General features: G+C 52.9%; 20 protein-coding genes. 11 read left to right on the forward strand and 9 right to left on the reverse strand.

Annotation, left to right across the window (positions count from 1 at the left end; all coding sequences use genetic code 11):
* Positions 1 to 25: 25 nt before the first annotated feature.
* The gene (locus tag NEA10_RS17270) at positions 26 to 850 is read right to left on the reverse strand and encodes a dual specificity protein phosphatase family protein (RefSeq protein ID WP_252662588.1); all 825 of its coding nucleotides are present in this window, start codon (positions 848 to 850) and stop codon (positions 26 to 28) included.
* Here NEA10_RS17270 and NEA10_RS20915 point away from each other — a divergent pair.
* Genes NEA10_RS20915 through NEA10_RS17280 form a run of 3 tightly spaced genes read left to right on the forward strand, consistent with a single transcriptional unit; the run spans position 842 to position 2663 of the window.
* Positions 842 to 973 carry a hypothetical protein gene (locus NEA10_RS20915; protein ID WP_258719044.1) on the forward strand — a complete coding sequence of 44 codons (132 nt, stop codon included), beginning with the start codon at positions 842 to 844 and terminating at the stop codon, positions 971 to 973. The two genes, NEA10_RS17270 and NEA10_RS20915, sit on opposite strands and share 9 nt — an antisense overlap.
* Before the next feature lie 49 nt (positions 974 to 1022).
* Complete coding sequence (locus NEA10_RS17275; protein ID WP_252662589.1) at positions 1023 to 1529, forward strand: hypothetical protein; 507 nt, start codon at positions 1023 to 1025, stop codon at positions 1527 to 1529.
* 57 nt (positions 1530 to 1586) lie between these two features.
* Positions 1587 to 2663, forward strand: coding sequence for a glycosyl transferase (locus NEA10_RS17280; RefSeq protein ID WP_252662590.1), 1077 nt, complete (start codon positions 1587 to 1589; stop codon positions 2661 to 2663).
* Positions 2664 to 2681: 18 nt separating this feature from the next.
* Here the strand turns inward: NEA10_RS17280 and NEA10_RS17285 are convergent, their stop codons facing one another.
* A complete protein-coding gene (locus NEA10_RS17285; RefSeq protein ID WP_252662591.1) occupies positions 2682 to 3521 on the reverse strand; it encodes a formylglycine-generating enzyme family protein in 840 nt (279 codons plus the stop codon).
* A 295-nt stretch (positions 3522 to 3816) separates the two neighbouring features.
* Here NEA10_RS17285 and NEA10_RS17290 point away from each other — a divergent pair, with 295 nt between their 5' ends.
* The 6 genes from NEA10_RS17290 (at position 3817) to NEA10_RS17315 (ending at position 10556) form a co-directional block, all read left to right on the forward strand.
* Positions 3817 to 6060, forward strand: coding sequence for an IMS domain-containing protein (locus NEA10_RS17290; protein WP_252662592.1), 2244 nt, complete (start codon positions 3817 to 3819; stop codon positions 6058 to 6060).
* Positions 6061 to 6148: 88 nt separating this feature from the next.
* Entirely contained in the window at positions 6149 to 6610 is a 462-nt protein-coding gene (locus NEA10_RS17295; RefSeq protein WP_252662593.1) for a (2Fe-2S) ferredoxin domain-containing protein, read from the forward strand.
* Between the two features lie 127 nt (positions 6611 to 6737).
* Positions 6738 to 7376: a response regulator transcription factor gene (locus NEA10_RS17300; protein ID WP_252662594.1), complete on the forward strand. Its 639-nt coding sequence runs from the start codon at positions 6738 to 6740 to the stop codon at positions 7374 to 7376.
* A 269-nt stretch (positions 7377 to 7645) separates the two neighbouring features.
* On the forward strand, positions 7646 to 8167 hold the full coding sequence (labA, locus tag NEA10_RS17305) for a low amplitude/bright protein LabA (RefSeq protein ID WP_252662595.1): 522 nt from the start codon (positions 7646 to 7648) through the stop codon (positions 8165 to 8167).
* A 102-nt stretch (positions 8168 to 8269) separates the two neighbouring features.
* Entirely contained in the window at positions 8270 to 9880 is a 1611-nt protein-coding gene (locus NEA10_RS17310) for a 2-isopropylmalate synthase (RefSeq protein ID WP_252662596.1), read from the forward strand.
* 217 nt (positions 9881 to 10097) lie between these two features.
* Positions 10098 to 10556, forward strand: a complete 459-nt coding sequence (locus tag NEA10_RS17315) for a hypothetical protein (RefSeq protein ID WP_252662597.1) — start codon at positions 10098 to 10100, stop codon at positions 10554 to 10556.
* A 90-nt stretch (positions 10557 to 10646) separates the two neighbouring features.
* Here the strand turns inward: NEA10_RS17315 and NEA10_RS17320 are convergent, their stop codons facing one another.
* From NEA10_RS17320 to NEA10_RS17330, 3 genes are all read right to left on the reverse strand, one after another.
* Positions 10647 to 10889: a DUF7219 family protein gene (locus NEA10_RS17320; RefSeq protein WP_252662598.1), complete on the reverse strand. Its 243-nt coding sequence runs from the start codon at positions 10887 to 10889 to the stop codon at positions 10647 to 10649.
* Positions 10890 to 10987: 98 nt separating this feature from the next.
* Positions 10988 to 12361 (reverse strand): magnesium transporter, encoded by a 1374-nt coding sequence (mgtE, locus tag NEA10_RS17325; RefSeq protein WP_252662599.1) that lies wholly within the window; start codon positions 12359 to 12361, stop codon positions 10988 to 10990.
* 869 nt (positions 12362 to 13230) lie between these two features.
* Positions 13231 to 14211, reverse strand: coding sequence for an NAD-dependent epimerase/dehydratase family protein (locus tag NEA10_RS17330; RefSeq protein WP_252662600.1), 981 nt, complete (start codon positions 14209 to 14211; stop codon positions 13231 to 13233).
* 224 nt (positions 14212 to 14435) lie between these two features.
* Between NEA10_RS17330 and pheA the strand changes: the two genes are divergently transcribed.
* Entirely contained in the window at positions 14436 to 15311 is an 876-nt protein-coding gene (gene pheA / locus NEA10_RS17335) for a prephenate dehydratase (RefSeq protein ID WP_252662601.1), read from the forward strand.
* Between the two features lie 44 nt (positions 15312 to 15355).
* On the opposite strand, the gene leuB is transcribed toward pheA, so the two are convergent.
* From leuB to NEA10_RS17350, 3 genes are all read right to left on the reverse strand, one after another.
* Complete coding sequence (gene leuB, locus NEA10_RS17340) at positions 15356 to 16441, reverse strand: 3-isopropylmalate dehydrogenase (protein ID WP_252662602.1); 1086 nt, start codon at positions 16439 to 16441, stop codon at positions 15356 to 15358.
* A gap of 80 nt (positions 16442 to 16521) precedes the next feature.
* Positions 16522 to 16701 carry a hypothetical protein gene (locus NEA10_RS17345; RefSeq protein WP_252662603.1) on the reverse strand — a complete coding sequence of 60 codons (180 nt, stop codon included), beginning with the start codon at positions 16699 to 16701 and terminating at the stop codon, positions 16522 to 16524.
* A gap of 599 nt (positions 16702 to 17300) precedes the next feature.
* A complete protein-coding gene (locus NEA10_RS17350) occupies positions 17301 to 17489 on the reverse strand; it encodes a hypothetical protein (RefSeq protein WP_252662604.1) in 189 nt (62 codons plus the stop codon).
* Between the two features lie 170 nt (positions 17490 to 17659).
* Between NEA10_RS17350 and NEA10_RS17355 the strand changes: the two genes are divergently transcribed.
* Complete coding sequence (locus NEA10_RS17355) at positions 17660 to 18229, forward strand: DUF2854 domain-containing protein (RefSeq protein ID WP_252662605.1); 570 nt, start codon at positions 17660 to 17662, stop codon at positions 18227 to 18229.
* A 6-nt stretch (positions 18230 to 18235) separates the two neighbouring features.
* On the opposite strand, the gene NEA10_RS17360 is transcribed toward NEA10_RS17355, so the two are convergent.
* Complete coding sequence (locus NEA10_RS17360; protein ID WP_252662606.1) at positions 18236 to 18496, reverse strand: CRR7 family NDH-1 assembly protein; 261 nt, start codon at positions 18494 to 18496, stop codon at positions 18236 to 18238.
* Positions 18497 to 18571 lie beyond the last annotated feature (75 nt).

Genomic DNA, 18571 nt, shown 5'->3' on the forward strand with positions numbered 1-18571 from the left:
CGTTCATTCATGGTTCACCCAGCCTTTATTGGCGCGGAAATAGCCGTTCTAAACTCTGCTGCAAATGACGATGGGGATAAATATTAGGCTTACGACTCCAGACATATTCTACAGTTTCCACATAGGTCCAAGTGGGATGTTTCGCAAAGCAATAGGCTACCATCACGGAACCACTACGGCCAATTCCCGCACGACAATTGACCATAATTTTATGTTTTCCCGCCGCTCGTTGCTCATCAAGCCAATTGACCGCTTGAACTAAGAGGTCATCTGAAATTGTATTCTCTGCTCCGTCTGGTGTACCGAGTTTCTGATAGGTAATATTAGCTTGAAGTGGATACGACAACGCTAATTCCTCTGCCATGTTTAAAACCGCATCTACTCCCAATTTATCGGCTTGAGATGCTGCAATATAATTACCAATATAGAGATTACTAATAATACGAATACAACTGGGACCTTGAGCCCAAGGCATTAACTCCGAGGGTTCCTGAACGCTGAGAAAGCCGTCATTGTGCGGATAGCCCAGCCATTGCCAAAGGTCCGGTTGCTGAGTATCGCCGATACGATAGGTATAGGCATATTCCCCCTGACTGGTGGGGAAAAACGCCCCCTCGAAGTGGTGAACCCCATCTTGGCTGAAATGATAGGGCAAATCAATAGCATACCAGTCTCCCTCGCTGTTGTACTTACTGGGGATATTGGTCCACATTTGTACCATCAGCCGTTCAGGGGGAATGCTGCTGCGCAACCTCAGCGTTGCACCAAAGCGTTCTAGCATAAACCGCCGTAGGCGATCGCCCAGGGGGGGCTGAAGTTCCAGAAGTTCGGCAAACTGGGGATGAGACATAGTTCTAGTCAAGCAAATGCAGGGCAGGAGGCGATCGCCTCCCTCATCCTACACCGCTATTCCAAAGGAAAGCACCCCCAACTGAACCAAACTGACTGCGATCGCCCCAATTCGGGCTGTTAAACTGGCGGTAGATGGTCTCGGCCATTTGCCTTCATCCCTCCGAACTGTCATGAATCCTCAACCTGAACCCACTCCCAACCCCGACGCCCATCCCCCCGACGACAAGCTGCGCCAAGATATTTTACTCGGTCGTAAATTAACCCTCGCCGATGCCATTGCAGCGGAAGGAAATAACTTTTTTAAAGGGGAGTCACCCGTCCCCATTTTGCTGCGAGCAGTAACAGAAATCAATGGCTTTATTGATAAACATCTGCGGGATTCTTCAGGTGCTTTAAAAGCAGTTTTACAAGATTGGGTCAAACAAGATAGTCGCGTCAGTGAACATCTTGACCAGCCTCTCATCGCCCTAGAGCAGATTCTCACCTCCATCACCACAAACTCGGAAATCCTCTATGAATTTGTCCGCCAAGTTGACTTTAAATGGGGCCAAATTTATGGCGATCGCCCCTATTTCCAAAAACCAGGACAATCCCCCCATCCCGAGGATGAATACACTCATACCTCCGTGCAAACTCAACTGGTAACCCTCCTCAAACAAGTCCAACAAACCCTCTAACCTGCCCCCAGCCAACCCTCAGCCTGCCATATCCAACAGTCCATCGTCCCTTAAACCATGTCCCGCCCTGTTCTCTACTTCGCCGTCACCAATCATGGCTTTGGCCATGCGGTTCGGGCCGCCTCCGTCGCCGCCACCATCCAACGCCTCAACCCCGAGATTCTCATCGCCCTGGTGACAACCGCCCCCCGCTGGCTTCTCGACTCCTATATCCCCGGTGACTATCTCTATCGCCCTCGGGCCTTGGATGTGGGGGTGATTCAAGCCGATAGCCTCAACATGGACAAAGCCACCACCCTAGAGAAACTACAGGATATCCAGAAACGACAACATGACATCATCGCCGGGGAAGTGAATTTTATTAAGCTGAATCGGGCTGGATTAGTCTTAGCCGATATTCCCCCCCTTGCGGCTAAAATTGCTCACTATGCCGGGGTTCCGGGCTGGATGATGAGTAACTTTGGCTGGGATTTTATTTATCGCCCCTGGGGTGGGGAATTTGTCGAGATGGCCGATTGGATTGGGGACTGTTTTGCGGCCTGCGATCGCCTATTTCGTCTCCCCCTCCATGAACCCATGTCCGCGTTTACCAACATCAGCGATGTGGGCTTAACCGGCGGAACCCCGAAATACAGTGAAGCCCAGTTACGAGAAACCTTTTCCCTAACCGCCCCACGGGAGAAAACCCTCCTCCTCACCTTCGGCGGCTTAGGCTTACAGGCCCTGCCCTATCACCGTCTACAAGACTTCCCCGATTGGCAGTTTCTCAGCTTCGATCGCAACGCCCCCGACTTGCCCAATTTACGCAAAATCCTCGATACGGCCTATCGCCCGGTGGATGTGATGCCCCTGTGCGATCGCGTCATCTCCAAACCCGGTTACAGTACCTTCGCCGAAGCCCTACGCCTGGATGTGCCCCTGGTATCGGTGACTCGGGATGGCTTTGCCGAAGCCCAAATTCTCCTCGATGGGATTCAGGAGTGGGGCCAGCATCAAATTGTCCCCCATGCTGACTTCTTTGCGGGAGATTGGCAGTTTCTGCGAGAGTCTCCCAACCCTCCCAAACAAGCCACCAAACTCCCCAAACATGGCAACGAGGCGATCGCCCAAGCAGTAGTTGACTTTTTTGCTTAACTGTGATATAGAAGCCAACTAACCATCACAAGCCACGCGAAAGCCCACGTTGTAACTCTTGAACTGGGGGGGATAGTGAATGCGGCTAGCGGCGCGGCAATACCGGGGGAAATACATCCAGGAACCTCCCCGTAGGGGTCGGCTAGTTTCATCGCCGTCATCAAGCCAAATCCGTCCATCCTGGGGGGCATTCTCATAGGTGGGATGCCAGGGGTCGGCGCACCATTCCCAGACATTGCCATGAAGGTCATATAAGCCGAAGGCATTGGGGAGAAAACTGCCCACCACCGTGGTTTTTTGGCGGAAGCGTCCCGTTCGTCCCTGGCCATAGGTATGGCGGCCATCGTAGTTCGCCAGATTCGTCGTCAGGGTCTCACCACAATAGAAGGGGGTTTGGCTCCCAGCGCGACAGGCATATTCCCATTCTGCCTCACTGGGGAGTCGGTAGCGTCGGCCCGTCTTCCAGGAGAGGCGATCGCAGAACTCCACAGCCTCCAGCCAAGACACCATCTCCACAGGGCGGGCATCTCCCCGGAAACTGGCGGGTTTCGAGGGGAGAGGACGGCGAACCTGGGGCAATTTGACCACCGCCGTCCATTGAATTTGAGTGATGGGGTATTTACTCAAGGAAAACGGCGCCACCTGCACCCAATGTTGTGGAGATTCTCGCCGAGGACTGGTAGCCTCCCCAGGGGCACTTCCCATCCAAAACTCTCCCCCGGGAATCATGACCATATCCAAGGGGGCGCGATCGCTCAACGGTTCCCGATAGAACTGAGCGTGTTGTTGCTGTCGCGTCAGTTCTCGCCCCTGGGAATCAAGGGTAACCGTCTCAAACGCCCAAGAGGTGAGGGGCATCGTAACTCGGGACCCTTGAACCGAGGGGACGGCTTCTGAGATCGGTTGGGACAGGGTTCTGTGTTGCGTAAACATAGAGTAATCTGGGCGATCGCCGTATCGTAACCAACGACTTAACAAAAGTTAATGCCTGTCGAGGAAAACATTTTAGATCACAATGGGACAAACCCAAAAAGTCACTCAAAATGCAGCAAGGTTCAAATCTTCAGATAGGATAGGTTAATCTGTGGGTGAGGCCGCCCTCATTGCCCGATGAAATCCTTAAAAGATGTGACCCTGGGGGACGTGGAGCATCGTGCTAATTCCACTCGACTACTACCGCATTCTCGGTTTGCCCATTCAGGCAACGGCCGAGCAGATCCAGCAATCCTATCGCGATCGCTCGCGACAATTGCCGCGTCGGGAATATTCCGAGGCGGCCGTTGAAGGGCGCAAACAACTCATTGACGAAGCCTATACCGTCCTAGCCGATGCCGAGAGTCGCGCTCGCTACGACAGCCTATTTCTCAGCAAAACCTACGACGACAGCTCCGTTATCGAGGAGGTCGAGAGTCAATCCCCCGCCTCGGAGGAGTTGAGTGGTTCCCCCCAGGGCGATCGCAATGGCATGACTCCCGTGGCTCCCCCTCGCCCAACGCAAAGTCCCAGCCTAGAAATTGAACCCCAGCAACTGGTGGGGGCCCTGGCCATTCTCGTAGAACTGGGAGAATATGACCTAGTCCTCAAACTCGGCCGCCCCCACTTATCCGGGCGACTCCCAGAGACTCCGGCCCTCAGTGATCCGGTCTTTCGCTCCGATATTGTCCTTACCGTGGCCGTCGCCTACCTGGAAATGGGGCGAGAACAATGGCAACAACGGCAATATGAAAATGCCGCCTCATCCCTCGAAGCGGGCCAAGCCTTGTTGCTACGAGAAGGACTGTTCCCTCAAGTGCGCGGTGAAATGCAAAACGACCTGCAAAAACTTCGTCCCTATCGAATTCTAGAACTCCTGGCCCTCCCCCTAGAGGAAGAAAGCCTACGACAACGAGGACTACAACTGTTGCGGGAGATGCTTCAGGAACGGGGGGGACTCGATGGTAGCCAGGATGACGGCTCCGGTTTAGATGTCAATGACTTCCTGCGGTTCATCCAACAACTGCGTCAGTACACCACCGCCGCCGAACAGCAATCCCTCTTTGAACTCGAAGCTCGTCGCCCGTCAGCGGTGGCCACTTACCTGGCCGTCTATGCCCTCATTGGCCGTGGCTTTGCCCAACGACAGCCGGGACTCATCTATCGGGCGAAACTGCTATTAGTCCAACTGGGCCGCCGTCAAGATGTCCATCTCGAACAAGCGGTCTGCGCCCTGCTGCTGGGGCAAACGGAACAGGCCACTCAGGCCTTAGAACTGTCTCAGGAAGAGGAGCCGATTCGCTTTATTCAGGAACAGTCCCAAGGCTCCCCAGACTTACTTCCGGGCTTGTGTCTCTACGGAGAACGTTGGCTTCAGGATGAGGTGTTCCCTCATTTTCGGGATTTGAACAATCTAACGGCTTCTCTCAAGGACTATTTTGCCGATCCTCGGGTGCAAACCCATCTGGAAAATCTGCCCCCGGAAAGTGAAGATTCCGCGCAATGGGTGGTCGCAGCGACTCAAACGGCTTTACCTCCACCCACAGATGCTCAACCGGTGTTGGCGGGAGCTAATGCCTCCGGTTACCGCAGTAGTGCCCCGGGTTGGGACAGTTCTGGGCGATCGCCCCTCGGTCGTAGTGGTCCCTCCTGGGAGTTGTCCTCCCCCCTATCTGGGGGGTCTGTCGGACGGACCTCTATCACAACTCCCCGGTTTCCCGGGGCCAATCCCTTTACGTCCGGGGACTCATCATCCCCAACCCCCACCGCCCCAGGACCGCGACGGCGTCGTCGTCGTGATGGGGCCTCCCCCCGCCCCGGCCGCCGTAATCGGGTCAAACTCGATCGCCTTCTGTTACTCATTGGGGGGGGGCTATTGACCTTAGTGGTGCTGTGGATGCTCCTGACGAGCCTTTTAGGGGGCTTGGCCTCTCTATTGGGACTCTCAGGACCCGAATTAGCACGCCATGGGGCTGATGTGGGTCTAACGGACCCTTTATTTGAGCCTCCAGAACCGGAACCGGCCCCAGCCCCCGACGGTCCCTTGGACAATGCCGTGGCCCAACAAACCATTGAACGCTGGCTAGCCGTGAAATCTGAGGCCGTGGGGCAAAATCATACCCTTGATCGCCTACCAACCGTGTTAACAGGAGTGGCCTTACGGGAATGGCAAGAGCGGGCTGAGAATGCTCGTAGCAATGGCTGGTATTGGCAATTTAGTCGCCATGAGGTTACGATCGAAGCCATTGATATTAACCCCCAAAACTCTGATCAGGCCTCCGTTGAGGCAATTGTTGAGGAGGAGGGAACTCTCTATGAAAACGGTCAAGCGGTCGGTTCGACGGATGCTAACCCTTTGACCGTCCTCTATCGTCTGGTTCGCCAGGATGGAGAGTGGCGCATCCAAGATTGGTCAGTCCAATAGATGACGTCACCTCGGGGGGAGTCCAATCCGTTACACTAAAATTTGAGCCTCATCAGCTCATCTGTTTCTTGTCTGTGTTTCCAGCCCTATGCGTGATACTGACCTGTCCCTAACCCCCTCCGAGGGGATTCCTGGCGCGGCAATTTGTGAGGAGGGCAGCCCGATTCATCAATGTGTGGAGAGTTTGGATATTCCTCGCATTGGACGGCATTTGTTCCTCTGTGCTGACCAAACCAAGCCCAAATGTTGCCCCAAAGAGGCCGGGGTGACCGCTTGGGATTATCTGAAACGGCGACTCAAGGAATTAAAACTCGATCGCACCAGCGATGAACACCCCGTCTGTGTGTTTCGGACCAAAGCGAATTGTCTGCGAGTCTGCACTCAAGGTCCGATTCTCTTGGTGTATCCTGATGGGGTTTGGTATCGCCAGGCGACCCCCGAGGTGCTTGAGCGCATTATTCAGGAGCATTTGCTCGGCGATCGCATTGTGGAAGACTATGTCATCTGGCAACCTTCCCCATCCCCGATCCCAGACTCTCTCCCCGGTTGAGATGGGTCAGACTAGAGTTACGATTGCCATCACTTGTGTGTCAAGGAATGGGTTAAAATAACCATTGCTGTTGTAGCAACCCTCCTGCCAGAGCGGCAAGCAAGTTTTCTGATATAGACAGTCTCTTATGAAAAATACGACCCCAAAACGATTACTTCTTATTGATGATGATCCTAATCTAATCCTCCTCGTCAAAGATTTCCTAGAGTTTCGTGGCTACGAGGTAACAGCGGCGGAAAACGGACGGGAAGCCCTGGAGATTCTAGAGGAAACGATTCCTGAATTGATTATTTGTGATGTTATGATGCCAGAAATGGATGGCTATGGTTTTGTTCAAAAAGTTCGTGAAAATCCTAAAACCAGTTGGGTTCCAGTGATTTTTCTCTCAGCCAAAGGACAAAGCCAAGACCGAGTCAAAGGGCTAAATACCGGTGCAGATGTGTATATGGTTAAACCCTTTGAGCCCGATGAATTAGTGGCTCAGGTGGAGTCTTCTCTACAACAGGCCGCTCGCCTGATGGCCCGGAAGTTCTCGGGCCAGGATAACGCCCCCCCCCTTAAGGTTCGTTCCGGAGTTGAACTGACACCCACGGAACTGAAAGTGGTTCAGTGGGTGGCCCGAGGCATGGCCAACCGAGAAATTGCGTTAGAAATGAAGGTCAGTCAACGGACGATCGAAAGTCATGTGTCCAATATGCTCGGGAAAACAGGACTTCATAACCGCACCGAATTGGCTCGCTGGGCTATTGAAACCAATATGGTTTAAGCGGTATAAAGTTTAACGAAATGTTAAGCTAGGGGAGACTTCATGCGATCGCCCCCTGGGATTAAGTGACGCGCCCTAGGGTGCCATATCCGATCCCTCAGCTAACGGGTCAAGCGTGCGTGGGGGATGAGTCCGAGGGGGTATCCCAAGGGAGACCCTCTCAGCATAGCTCACACTCAAGCGAATCCCTAGGCTGAACTTCTATCTAACGTTTAGGCCCGATTGATTTCTAACCTTTTACATCTAAACCAAGCTCAGGTATAGCCTTAATGATTTATGACACTGATCGCCTATCCATTTTCGTGGATGGGAATAATATGTTCTACGCCCAGCAAAAAAATGGCTGGTTCTTCGACCCCCGACGAGTCCTAGACTATTTCCGCAGTCAGTACACCAGTACCAACTTAGTCAACGCCTTCTGGTACACCGGCTTAAAAGATCCCCAAGACCAACGAGGCTTCCGAGATGCCCTCATTAGCCTAGGGTACACCGTGCGTACCAAGATCCTTAAAGAATACTACGACGATAACTCAGGGCGCTACTCCCAGAAAGCCAACCTGGACATTGAAATTGTTATAGATATGTTTAACACCGTGGATCAGTACAACCGCGTTGTGTTATTTAGTGGGGATGGAGACTTTGAGCGGGCGATCGAACTGCTACGCTCCAAGAACACCCACATCACCGTTGTCTCAACTGAAGGGATGATCGCTCGTGAATTGCGCAACGCCACCGATCGCTACATCGACCTCAATGAGATTCGCGAAAAAATCGAGAAATTAGACTATTAACGACACCATTAACAGTCCCTCCACTCGGGAGCATTCCCTTCAGGTTTCCCAGTTTCCGGGGCTGGCCCGGTTTGACCCCTATAGACACCAGCGAGGTATCCTATGACGAATCAGCCCGATCGCATTATCATCTTCGACACCACCCTGCGAGATGGGGAACAGTCCCCCGGGGCCACCCTCAACAAAGAGGAGAAGTTAACCATCGCCCGTCAACTGGCCCGTCTCGGGGTTGATGTGATTGAAGCCGGTTTCCCCTTCGCCAGCCCCGGTGACTTTGAGGCGGTTCAAGGCATCGCCGAACAGGTCGGAACCCCCGACGGCCCCACCATCTGCGGCTTAGCCCGGGCCACCAAAGGAGATATCAAATCCGCCGGAGACGCCCTGGCCCCCGCCGCCCACAAACGCATTCACACCTTTATCGCCACCTCCGACATCCATCTTAAGCATAAGTTGCGCAAGAGTCGCGAGGAGGTCTTGGCCATCGCCCCAGAGATGGTGGCCTACGCCAAAACCTTCACCGACGATGTGGAGTTCTCCCCAGAAGATGCGGCCCGCAGTGACCCAGAGTTTATGTATCAGGTCTTAGAAGCCGTAATTGACGCCGGGGCCACCACCGTCAATATCCCCGACACCGTCGGCTACACCACCCCCGGCGAGTTTGGGGCCCTGATTCGCGGCATTGTTGAGAACGTCCGGAACATCGACCAGGCGGTGATTTCCGTTCACGGTCACAATGACTTAGGCTTAGCCGTCGCCAACTTCCTAGAGGCGGTGAAACATGGGGCCCGTCAGTTGGAATGCACCATCAATGGCATTGGCGAACGGGCCGGAAATGCCGCTTTAGAAGAGTTGGTGATGGCCCTTCATGTCCGCCGTCAGTATTACAATCCCTTCCTGGGCCGCCCGGTGGAGTCAGACGCACCCTTAACCGGAATCAACACCCGCGAGATTTACAAAACCTCCCGCTTAGTGTCGAACTTGACGGGGATGTTTGTCCAGCCCAATAAAGCCATTGTTGGGGCCAACGCCTTCGCCCATGAATCGGGGATTCACCAGGATGGGGTTCTCAAGAACCGCATGACCTATGAGATTATGGATGCCCAGTCCATTGGTTTGACGGACAATCAGATTGTCTTGGGCAAACATTCAGGACGCAATGCCTTCAAAACTCGGTTGAAGGAGTTAGGGTTTGAACTCTCGGAGACGGAGTTAAATAAAGCCTTCCTGAAGTTTAAGACCTTCGCCGACCAGAAGAAAGAAATCACCGATTGGGATTTAGAGTCGATTGTCAACGACCAAATCCAACAGCCCCCCGAACTCTATAAGTTAGACTTGGTGCAAGTTTCCTGTGGCGATCGCGCTCGTCCGACGGCAACGGTGAGTCTAAGAGGTCCCAATGGCGAGGAATTAGTGGATGTGGCCTTAGGAACCGGGCCCGTGGATGCGGTGTACAAGGCCATCAACCGGATTGTGGATATCCCCAATGAACTGATTGAATACACGGTTCACTCAGTGACAGCGGGCATTGACGCTCTCGGCGAGGTAACAGTGCGTTTACGCTATGAGGGACGAATTTTCTCAGGTCATGCCGCCAATACCGATGTGATTGTGGCCTCGGCCCATGCCTATGTCAATGCCCTGAATCGTCTCTATGAGGCCCTGCAAAATCCCCGAGTCGTCCCCCAAGGAACCCCAGTAACATCCCGAGTGTAAGGTCAGAAGGCAGTAGGGGGGTTGAGCCCAAGGGAGGGTTAGGCTACTTCCTCCTCCTCTTCCTCCTCCGTGTTCTCTGTGACTCCGTGGTTCCCCTCTTGCCTCTTGCCTCTTGCCTCTTGCCTTCTGTTCCCTGTTCCCTGTTCCCTTCTCCCCCGAAACCTCTCCCGATTCCTTGCGTCTATGGGTTCAGTTCCTCCTTACAGGTAGTGATGTCATGAAATCTCTTATGCAACCCCTCTGTGTTGGGGTGATGGCCGCTGGATTCCTGGGATTTGCCGGGGGGGCGATCGCCCAGCCTCGGCAACCGGTTTCTCTGAAACAAGCCCAGCCCCCGGATGCACAAACCCTGTTTGCCCAGGCGCAACGGCTTCCCATTTTTGCTGGGGTAAATATGACGCAGCAACAGCTAACGGTTCTCCGACCGATTTTTGAGCAAACTCACGCTCGGATTAATCGGGTGTTGACCCCTGAACAACAGCAGAAATTCCATCAGGCCTTAATTGAGGAGGGACGGCCCTTTCAAGAATCTGTGGATTTGATGGATTTGACCTCTCAACAAGAGGCTCAACTGGACAATATCCTGAAAATGACCGGGTTACAGGTGGCACCGATTCTCACTCCAGAACAACGGGAGCAGATTCAGGTGAATATCGATACCCATTATTCTGACTAGATTTGGGCTAACTGACGGGTTGAATGTCAAAGGGGGCGATCGCAGCTTGTATGGCGATCGCCCCCGATTCTATCGTTCAAGTTGTCCCTCCTAGCCTTGTCGATAATAGTCACGGCTCTGCTCCAAATCTTGCCACATCACTTTCATGGTGTTGTAGCAATCCTCCAGGGAGATTTTACCGCCACTTTCGAGGTTCGATAGATACATCACCTGTTGTGCGTACCGTTGCAGTTTGGCGTTAAACACTTGATCACCAATGGTGGGTTGAGCTTTGCCAGAGGTTTTCGGATACAGAAAGCTGTTGAGATTAGAGTTAAAGTTAGACATCATCATCACCAAAAATAAACAGCATAAAACAGATGGATGAGAGAGGAGGAGACGGGCCAGGGCCCATCCCTCAGGGGGTTTGAGGAAGTGGCAGGGTTATCCGACTACGCTGCTACCCCAATCAGCCAGGCCACCAACGAGAAGTAAATCCACAGGCCCACAAAGTCTTTAATGGTTGTGATAAAGGGGTCAGCCCCCGGTGCATGGTCAAACCCAAGTTTCAGCATCACCCAAGGTAGTAGAGACCCCAAGATGGCCCCTAAGGTAACGACACAAAACAGGGAAATCCCCACCACAACGCCAATCATCGGTTCTTGATTGGGCATCCCTTGCCAGAGATAGGCGATAAACCCGGCGGCCACCCCAAGAATGATTCCCATCATGGTTCCGATACGAACTTCTCGGAGTAAATAAGGCAAAAAGTTCTTAGTATCGATTTGGTTCCAAGCCAAGCCTCGGGCAAAGACTGTGGTGGATTGGGTTCCCACATTTCCCCCCATATCCATGACTAGGGGGATAAACACTGCCGCAACCACGACGGATTCCAAGACATCCTCAAACCGTTCGATGACACCCCCGACAAGGAAACCACCAATCAGGGTCACCACCAGGAATAAAATCCGTAAACGAATGGCATACCAGGCGGGCCCCTTAACCAGTCGTTGACTCCAGACTTTATCCCGGCCAATCAAGTCACCAACCCCCGCTTGAGAGAGAGCGGCTTCCTGGGCTTCTTCTTCAATCAAGTCAATGACATCATCGAAGGTAATGGCCCCAACCATCCGTCCTTCACTATCCACAACCGCCACAGCGGGGACATCCTCATCTTTGAGCAGTTGTGCGGCTTTGAGTTCTCCGTCAGTGGCCCGCACCGCTGGGTTCATCTCTGGTAAGAGGGATTCCATGAGACTGTTAGGATCGGCCCGGACTAGACTCACGAGACGGACGGCACCGCGATAGAAGCGTTGGGCATCGATGATAAAGACCATGCCCGATTCATCATCCCGCAGGGGAGAGGACCGCACGATGTCTAAGGCTTCTCCCGCTGTGGCGTGGGACCGCACAGCAATGTAGCGCGGACTCATAATCCGCCCGGCACTGCGTTCGGGATAGTTAAGGAGGGTGTTTACAGATTGGCGAGCCTCAGCATCCAACCCAGCAATCAGTCGCTTGGTGATTTTGGCGGGCAGTTCCTCAATCAGTTGGACTCGGTCATCGGGGTCCATGGCGGCTAAAAGCTGGATGGCTTCGGGGTTCTCCATATCTCGAACTAGGTCTGCCTGTTGGTCAGGATGGAGATGTTCGAAGACATCAATGGCCCGTTCTTTTTCGAGAAGACGGAAGGCGAGAACTCGTTTACGGTAATCGATTCCTGATAGGCAATTCGCTAGTTCGGCGACGGGTAGGTTATTGACGGTTTGTTTGGCAGAGCCGAAGGACGGCTCCTCCAGAATATCTTTCAAGACATTTGGGGTCATGTAGAACTTAACCTCCAGGGTAATGTTGAATTAGATTGGCAAAAAATGACGCAGGATCCTGAGACTGATGATCGCATCAGTCTTTCAGTAGGATGGATAGAGAGGGGATAGACAGATCAGATGATGATTAATGAAGTTCAGACCCAATAGACAGAACTTCATCAACAAAACTGACTGCTGACCGAGACCGAGTTGGAAGACTCAGTCTAAACAGTAACTTCTAGATTTTTCGGCACAAAGACCCCGGGGCTACAGAGAACCCAGGATGTTGTCCTTCAAATCTTCCTTAATAAGATTCAGACTATAAACACTGCAAATGCCGCCGTCTAAGCCCAAAAACTTAGCAGCAAACTGATGATTCCACACAGGAACCCTATACCAGCATGACCATTTCCAGTCTCGTTGCATAGTCCATCTCCTTTGCTCGCGATCGCCCCTCGGTAGGCGACCAGAGATGGAGTCACACCCAAAACTGGGTTACATCCAAATCATCGAGAATCGCCTACTCAGGGACAGAGAGCTGTAGCTCTTGGGGAAATCTGTCGCAATGATGACTACCGCCAGGGTCGTCCATTTCTGAGTAACACCTCATTCTGAAGATTAACAATGGGGCGGCCAGGAACAACGTTATAACAGTTGCTTAGTTTAGCCCCTCAAACTTTTGAGAATCACTTTCATCGCAGTCCTCCCCTCCCTTTTACCATGAGACATCGCGTCCTGTCAAGACCCCATCAACTCAATATTGGAGCAGGGAGGGGGGGCGGGGGATTCGCTGTGACCGTCTCCCTTGACAACCCAAGCAGCGGCTCCCCTTGAGAGAGAAACCGCTGCCATGAGACTCTGAGAATGCCAGACCCCTGGCTGTTACCTCATGCAACCAGTTGTAGATGGGGAGAACGGAGGTGAGCGTAGAGTTGTTGCAACCATTCCCACTCTTGCCCTAATCCGTCTTTGAGGGAGACTTGGGGCTGATAGCCAAGGATCTGTTTCGCTTTGGAGACATCAGCACTGGTGTGGCGGGCATCTCCCTTGGAGGTTTGAGTATAGTTGATGGCGATGGGTTTGCCGATGACCTCTTCCATCAGGGAAATGGTATCCCGGAGACTGATGCGACTGCCTCCCCCGATGTTGAACACTTCGCCAATGGCACCGGTGACCGTAGCCGCAGCGAGGTTAGCTGCAACGGCATCTTTGATAAAGGTGAAATCTCGGGTTTGCTGACCATCTCCATATACGGAGATGGGTTCGTCATCTAAGGCTGCTTTCAGAAACTTATGAAAGGCCATGTCAGGACGCTGCCGAGGACCGTAGACCGTAAAGTAACGCAGGGAGACGGTGGGAACACCGTAGTTGACGTGATAGAGTCGGCAGAGATGTTCTGCGGCTAACTTGGTCACGCCATAGGGAGATACGGGCTGGGGTAAGGTGTTCTCACTGGTGGGGTAGGCGATCGCATCTCCATAGACGGAGGATGAGGACGCATACACGAACCGGCTCAGATTCGCGTCTTTAGCGGCTTCGAGCAGAACCTGGGTGCTATTGACGTTCAGGTCTGTATAGGCTTGGAAGCCATCGCCCCAACTGGCACGGACTCCAGCCTGTGCCGCTTGGTGATAGACAATGTCAACGTCTTCTAACAGGGATGCCCAATCCAAATTACGAATATCATCTTGAATCAGTTTAAACCCCGGTCTACGGAGGACAGAAGCCAGATTACGATGTTTGACTCGAGTGTCGTAATAGTCGGTGAAGCGGTCAACACCAACGACCTGGTGACCCTGTGCTAATAGGGCTTCAACCAAGTTCGAGCCAATAAATCCGGCGGCCCCCGTTACAATTACCTTTGACATAATTCTCCCAGCTCTGACTCCAAATCCTTATGTGTCAGTATTAACCGTATTAATACTGATGTGTCAAGTCCCATATTAGGGCGCGATCGCGCCTTCAATAGCTGTAATAGCCACAAAATCAGGAGTTTGGTCACTGTTATGGGGTTGGACTCCTTCATTTCTCTTAACCGTACTAACACGGATGCTTAGACTGTCAACCATTAATTCTCAATTGTCAACTGTTAATGTTAACCCTTGCTTACCTTGGTCCAACGGGAACGTATACGGAAGCTGCCGCTTTAGCCTATTGCAACTGGTTAGGGGATACCTCCGGGCGCAAGGGCAAATTGGTTCCCTATCCTAGCATCTCTCAAACCCTAGAGTCCCTATTGCAGGGAACCTGTGATCTGGCGGTGATTCCGATTGAAAACTCGATTCAGGGCAGTGTCACCGTGAGTTTGGATAGCTTCTGGGAAAAAGAGGCCCTTCAGGTGCAACAGGGGTTGGTCTTGCCAATTCATCATGCCCTGATTTCTCGGGGGACGGGGTTGGAACAGATTAAAACGGTGTATTCCCATCCCCAGGCCCTGGCCCAATGCCAACATTGGCTAGAAAGGGAGTTATCTCAAGTGACACTCCATTCAACCAATTCTACGGCGGAGGCCTTGCACTATTTACAAGACCCCCAGGTGGGGGCGATCGCCTCGGAACGGGCGGCCCAACTCTATGATTTGCCGATTCTGGCCTATGGGATTAATGATCACCGAGACAATTGCACTCGTTTCTGGGTTGTCCGGAGAGCGAAGGATCGAATCGACCTACCTCAAGCCCCAGGGCCAGCCTATTTATCCTTAGCCTTTAGTTTGCCCCACAATTCTCCCGGAGCCTTGCTCAACCCCCTACAGGTCCTGGCTGACTACGGAATTAACATGAGTCGTATTGAGTCACGGCCGACGAAACGACTGCTGGGAGAATATCTCTTTTTTGTGGATCTTGAGGCCCCCAAGGAGCCGGCGATACTCTCTGAGGCGATCGCCGCTTTCAGTAAATATACCGAAATTCTTAAGATTTTCGGGAGCTATACTGTGTTAACCGTGGGAAACTCTAGCTTGGAGGAGTAGAGGGGATCCTGTATCCATCTCTCTCCCCCTCTGAGTGACCGATTCTAACCCTCTAGGGCCGCCAGGAGAACATCAGACATCTCCTGACAGCCGACGAGTTTCATCCCTTCAGACATAATATCTCCGGTGCGATAGTTCTGGTCTAGAACCGTCATCACCGCTTTCTCCAGGCGATCGCTGGCTGCGGGTTGGTTGAGGTCATAACGTAACATCATGGCAGCACTGAGGACTTGAGCCAGAGGATTGGCTTTATCCTGGCCAGCGATATCGGGGGCAGACCCATGGACCGGCTCATAGACGCCAGGGCCATCAGCCCCTAAACTGGCGGAGGGCAACATACCAATACTGCCAGTTAACATGGCCGCCGCATCAGAGAGGATGTCCCCAAAGAGATTACCGGTGACGATGGTATCGAACTGTTTGGGGGCCCGCACCAGCTGCATGGCGGCATTGTCGACGTAGAGATGGGAGAGTTCCACCTCGGGATAGTCGGCGGCCAGGGCCGTAATGCGATCGCGCCAGAGTTGAGAGACTTCTAAGACATTGGCTTTATCGACGGAACAGAGTTTCCCGCCCCGTTTTTGGGCAGTTTCAAAGGCCACTTTCCCAATGCGGTCAATTTCTGAGCTGCGATAGGCCATGGTATTCACCCCACGCTGTTCGCCGCTTTCCGTTTCAAATACGCCTTTGGGTTCCCCGAAATAGACACCCCCAGTCAGTTCACGAACGACCATAATATCAACCCCTTCGACCACCTCTCGTTTCAGGGTCGAGGCATCGACGAGTTGGGGCAGGATGGTGGCGGGACGCAGGTTCGCAAACAGGCCTAACCCCGCCCGTAGCCCGAGGAGTCCAGTTTCGGGGCGTTGGTGGCGGGGTAAGCTGTCCCATTTGTAACCGCCGATGGCGGCCAGCATGACAGAATCACTATTGCGGCAGAGTTTCAGGGTCTCTTCCGGAAGGGGGCTTCCTGTCGCATCGATGGCAGAACCGCCGATGAGGGCTTCTTGAAAACTAAAGTCTAGGTCAAATTGTTTGCCGATGACCGTTAAGGCCTGGACGGCCACGGTGATGATTTCTGGGCCAATGCCGTCGCCGGGTAACAGAGTGATGCGATACTGCTGAGCCATAGGGAGTTGGGATTACTGCTTTGATAGAGTGGATGATCTTGGAGTCCATATCTTATCAAAGCCCTTGACCCCTGCGATCGCTAGGGATTGGTTTGGGGTAATGAGTCGGCCTTGGGGGACCGGGTAGGAGTTGACTGTTTGGCCTGTTCAAGTTGGGAACGCAGCAGCAGATTCCAAAAAATTTCATTGACAAAATAGCCGGTTTGTGGCTCAAAACCTTGGCTTTGTCCGAACAGTGGTAAGACTTTTTTCTGGTACATGATCTTGCCCTCAATGGGGGTTAACAGGAGAAGAATAGGCTGTAGACGGTCACTTCACGGGGTTTGCTCCCCATTACAGAAATCACACACAATTATTCATACTTCGGAGGATTGGGACTTGAGAGATTGGGATTTAGCTGAAGGGTTAAAGGGGGAAAATTTGCCAGATTTCTAAGGGAGCAGAGACGTTTCGGGAGCGGGAATCAGGCGGGAGGGTTAGGGGGGTCGGGGCGAGGATTGGGGCGGTTGGCTGGGGCAGGTTTGTAAAGAGCTGTGCTAAGGTTTCCATGGTAGTTGCAATCCAGATGACGATGGGGTTTGAATAGCTTTAGTAAAGGCGATTGAACGGGGAAAGGGGGACGAGATCTCGACGCTATGTTAACTGTCACCTGGAAAATGGCGGTCAAGGCAGGAAAATGAGGAGATTTTAGGGGACAATTAGGCAACTGACCCCAGACAGGGCGATCGCCCCTGAGGACAAACCCGGGAAAAAAGACGCTTAAACAGACTCAGGGGGGAGCCGGCGAAGACTCCCCCCTGGGGTCAAAATACTAAAGCGATATCCTCAACGGATGTATTAAGGCAAAACGGGAATGACCTTACGTATGAGGCTGTTGAGCATCGGGGAAGGTGCGTTTAAACTCCTCAATCAGGTCATCCATTTCCTCTAGAGCTTGGTTGACATCGATGCGGAGGGTTCCTAAGTCGGGACGTTCGAGGAGATCAAGGAGAACCCCGCGTTTGCTTTCAATTTGCTCAATCTGGGAGCGGATGGTGGTTGTATCCATTCTGGACTGTACCTTTAGCGATGCGTTTGCGTTGATATTGTAGCAAGGACAACGGAGTCGCGACGGCTTCCCCTGTCAAGGCCGGTTGAGAATTGGGGCGGGAGTTGAAACCGAGGACGGTTTTCAGGGACAATCTCAAGGCACGCTCATCGCAATCGAGTTTCTTCGTTATGCCTGTTTTACCTGCTTTTTTGCGTCAAACCTCCCTGGCGGCGATCGCCCTGGGGGTGGGGTTAAGTCTGACGATTGTTGGCTTCGGGGCCTATTTTTCTGGGAATGCGACCCTGAATCTGGCGGGGTTCTTCTACGGAATCCCCGTTTTGCTGATTGGTTTGGCCCTAAAGTCAGCGGAGTTGAAGCCGGCTCCATTCACTCAACCCACCCCCCCCGAGGTGTTAACACTGCGGGAAACCCAGGCGACAGATACTCAGAACCAAGTTCGCATTGATGTCAACCGCTATCGCTACGCGGAACGGGCCCACCTGTTGGAGGCCTTGGAATTTCTCAAACTCAGTCCCAATGATAAGGCGCGGCCGATTTTGGAGGGGATTCGCGAAGAGGCTGTGGATGGGGCCTATGCCTTGATTTTGGAGTTTGACTCGCCACTACTCCCGTTGGCGGTTTGGCAGGAGAAACGGCAGGATATGGAGGTCTTTTTTGGTCCTGGGGTGCGGGTGGACGTCCAGGAACCGGAGGAGGGGTTTATTGATGTGGCGATTATTGCTCAGCCGAAGGGGTAATCGGGGTTATTTTTCCAGCCGAATGGCGTACCATTGCAGAAACTCCCCGGGGCCCATGTCGAGATCGCAAGCGTTTTCCATCAGATAACGGGTGCGATCGCCCAAGGTTTTGAGGGGTTTTAGCTCTCGGGGTAAATCATCTGGGGAACGCTGAGCGAGAATCCCCTCAAGTTTTTGCAAGAGTTCGTCAGCGGTGAGGATTTGCTCCTCTTGGTTAGTTTCGAGGACAACAAAGTGGTCTTCGGAGTAGAGAGAGGCGTGACCCATAGTAATCTGGAAGGGGAAAATAAGATGGTCCTCTCTTACTGTAACCGTTGGCTGGGACAGGGAGGCGTTGCTGTT

Source organism: Phormidium yuhuli AB48 (genome assembly GCF_023983615.1).
Lineage (GTDB): Bacteria > Cyanobacteriota > Cyanobacteriia > Cyanobacteriales > Geitlerinemataceae > Sodalinema > Sodalinema yuhuli.

Excerpts from the sequence above, each read along its gene's own strand:
- NEA10_RS17355 (WP_252662605.1), top strand. The coding sequence starts at position 17,660 with ATGCCTGTTTTACCTGCTTTTTTGCGTCAAACCTCCCTGGCGGCGATC.
- NEA10_RS17330 (WP_252662600.1), bottom strand. The coding sequence starts at position 14,211 with ATGTCAAAGGTAATTGTAACGGGGGCCGCCGGATTTATTGGCTCGAAC.
- NEA10_RS17345 (WP_252662603.1), bottom strand. The coding sequence starts at position 16,701 with ATGTACCAGAAAAAAGTCTTACCACTGTTCGGACAAAGCCAAGGTTTT.
- NEA10_RS20915 (WP_258719044.1), top strand. The coding sequence starts at position 842 with ATGAGACATAGTTCTAGTCAAGCAAATGCAGGGCAGGAGGCGATCGCC.
- NEA10_RS17280 (WP_252662590.1), top strand. The coding sequence starts at position 1,587 with ATGTCCCGCCCTGTTCTCTACTTCGCCGTCACCAATCATGGCTTTGGC.
- leuB (WP_252662602.1), bottom strand. The coding sequence starts at position 16,441 with ATGGCTCAGCAGTATCGCATCACTCTGTTACCCGGCGACGGCATTGGC.
- NEA10_RS17275 (WP_252662589.1), top strand. The coding sequence starts at position 1,023 with ATGAATCCTCAACCTGAACCCACTCCCAACCCCGACGCCCATCCCCCC.
- pheA (WP_252662601.1), top strand. The coding sequence starts at position 14,436 with ATGTTAACCCTTGCTTACCTTGGTCCAACGGGAACGTATACGGAAGCT.
- NEA10_RS17300 (WP_252662594.1), top strand. The coding sequence starts at position 6,738 with ATGAAAAATACGACCCCAAAACGATTACTTCTTATTGATGATGATCCT.
- labA (WP_252662595.1), top strand. The coding sequence starts at position 7,646 with ATGATTTATGACACTGATCGCCTATCCATTTTCGTGGATGGGAATAAT.
- NEA10_RS17285 (WP_252662591.1), bottom strand. The coding sequence starts at position 3,521 with ATGCCCCTCACCTCTTGGGCGTTTGAGACGGTTACCCTTGATTCCCAG.
- NEA10_RS17310 (WP_252662596.1), top strand. The coding sequence starts at position 8,270 with ATGACGAATCAGCCCGATCGCATTATCATCTTCGACACCACCCTGCGA.
- NEA10_RS17295 (WP_252662593.1), top strand. The coding sequence starts at position 6,149 with ATGCGTGATACTGACCTGTCCCTAACCCCCTCCGAGGGGATTCCTGGC.
- NEA10_RS17350 (WP_252662604.1), bottom strand. The coding sequence starts at position 17,489 with ATGGATACAACCACCATCCGCTCCCAGATTGAGCAAATTGAAAGCAAA.
- NEA10_RS17360 (WP_252662606.1), bottom strand. The coding sequence starts at position 18,496 with ATGGGTCACGCCTCTCTCTACTCCGAAGACCACTTTGTTGTCCTCGAA.
- mgtE (WP_252662599.1), bottom strand. The coding sequence starts at position 12,361 with ATGACCCCAAATGTCTTGAAAGATATTCTGGAGGAGCCGTCCTTCGGC.
- NEA10_RS17270 (WP_252662588.1), bottom strand. The coding sequence starts at position 850 with ATGTCTCATCCCCAGTTTGCCGAACTTCTGGAACTTCAGCCCCCCCTG.
- NEA10_RS17320 (WP_252662598.1), bottom strand. The coding sequence starts at position 10,889 with ATGATGATGTCTAACTTTAACTCTAATCTCAACAGCTTTCTGTATCCG.
- NEA10_RS17315 (WP_252662597.1), top strand. The coding sequence starts at position 10,098 with ATGAAATCTCTTATGCAACCCCTCTGTGTTGGGGTGATGGCCGCTGGA.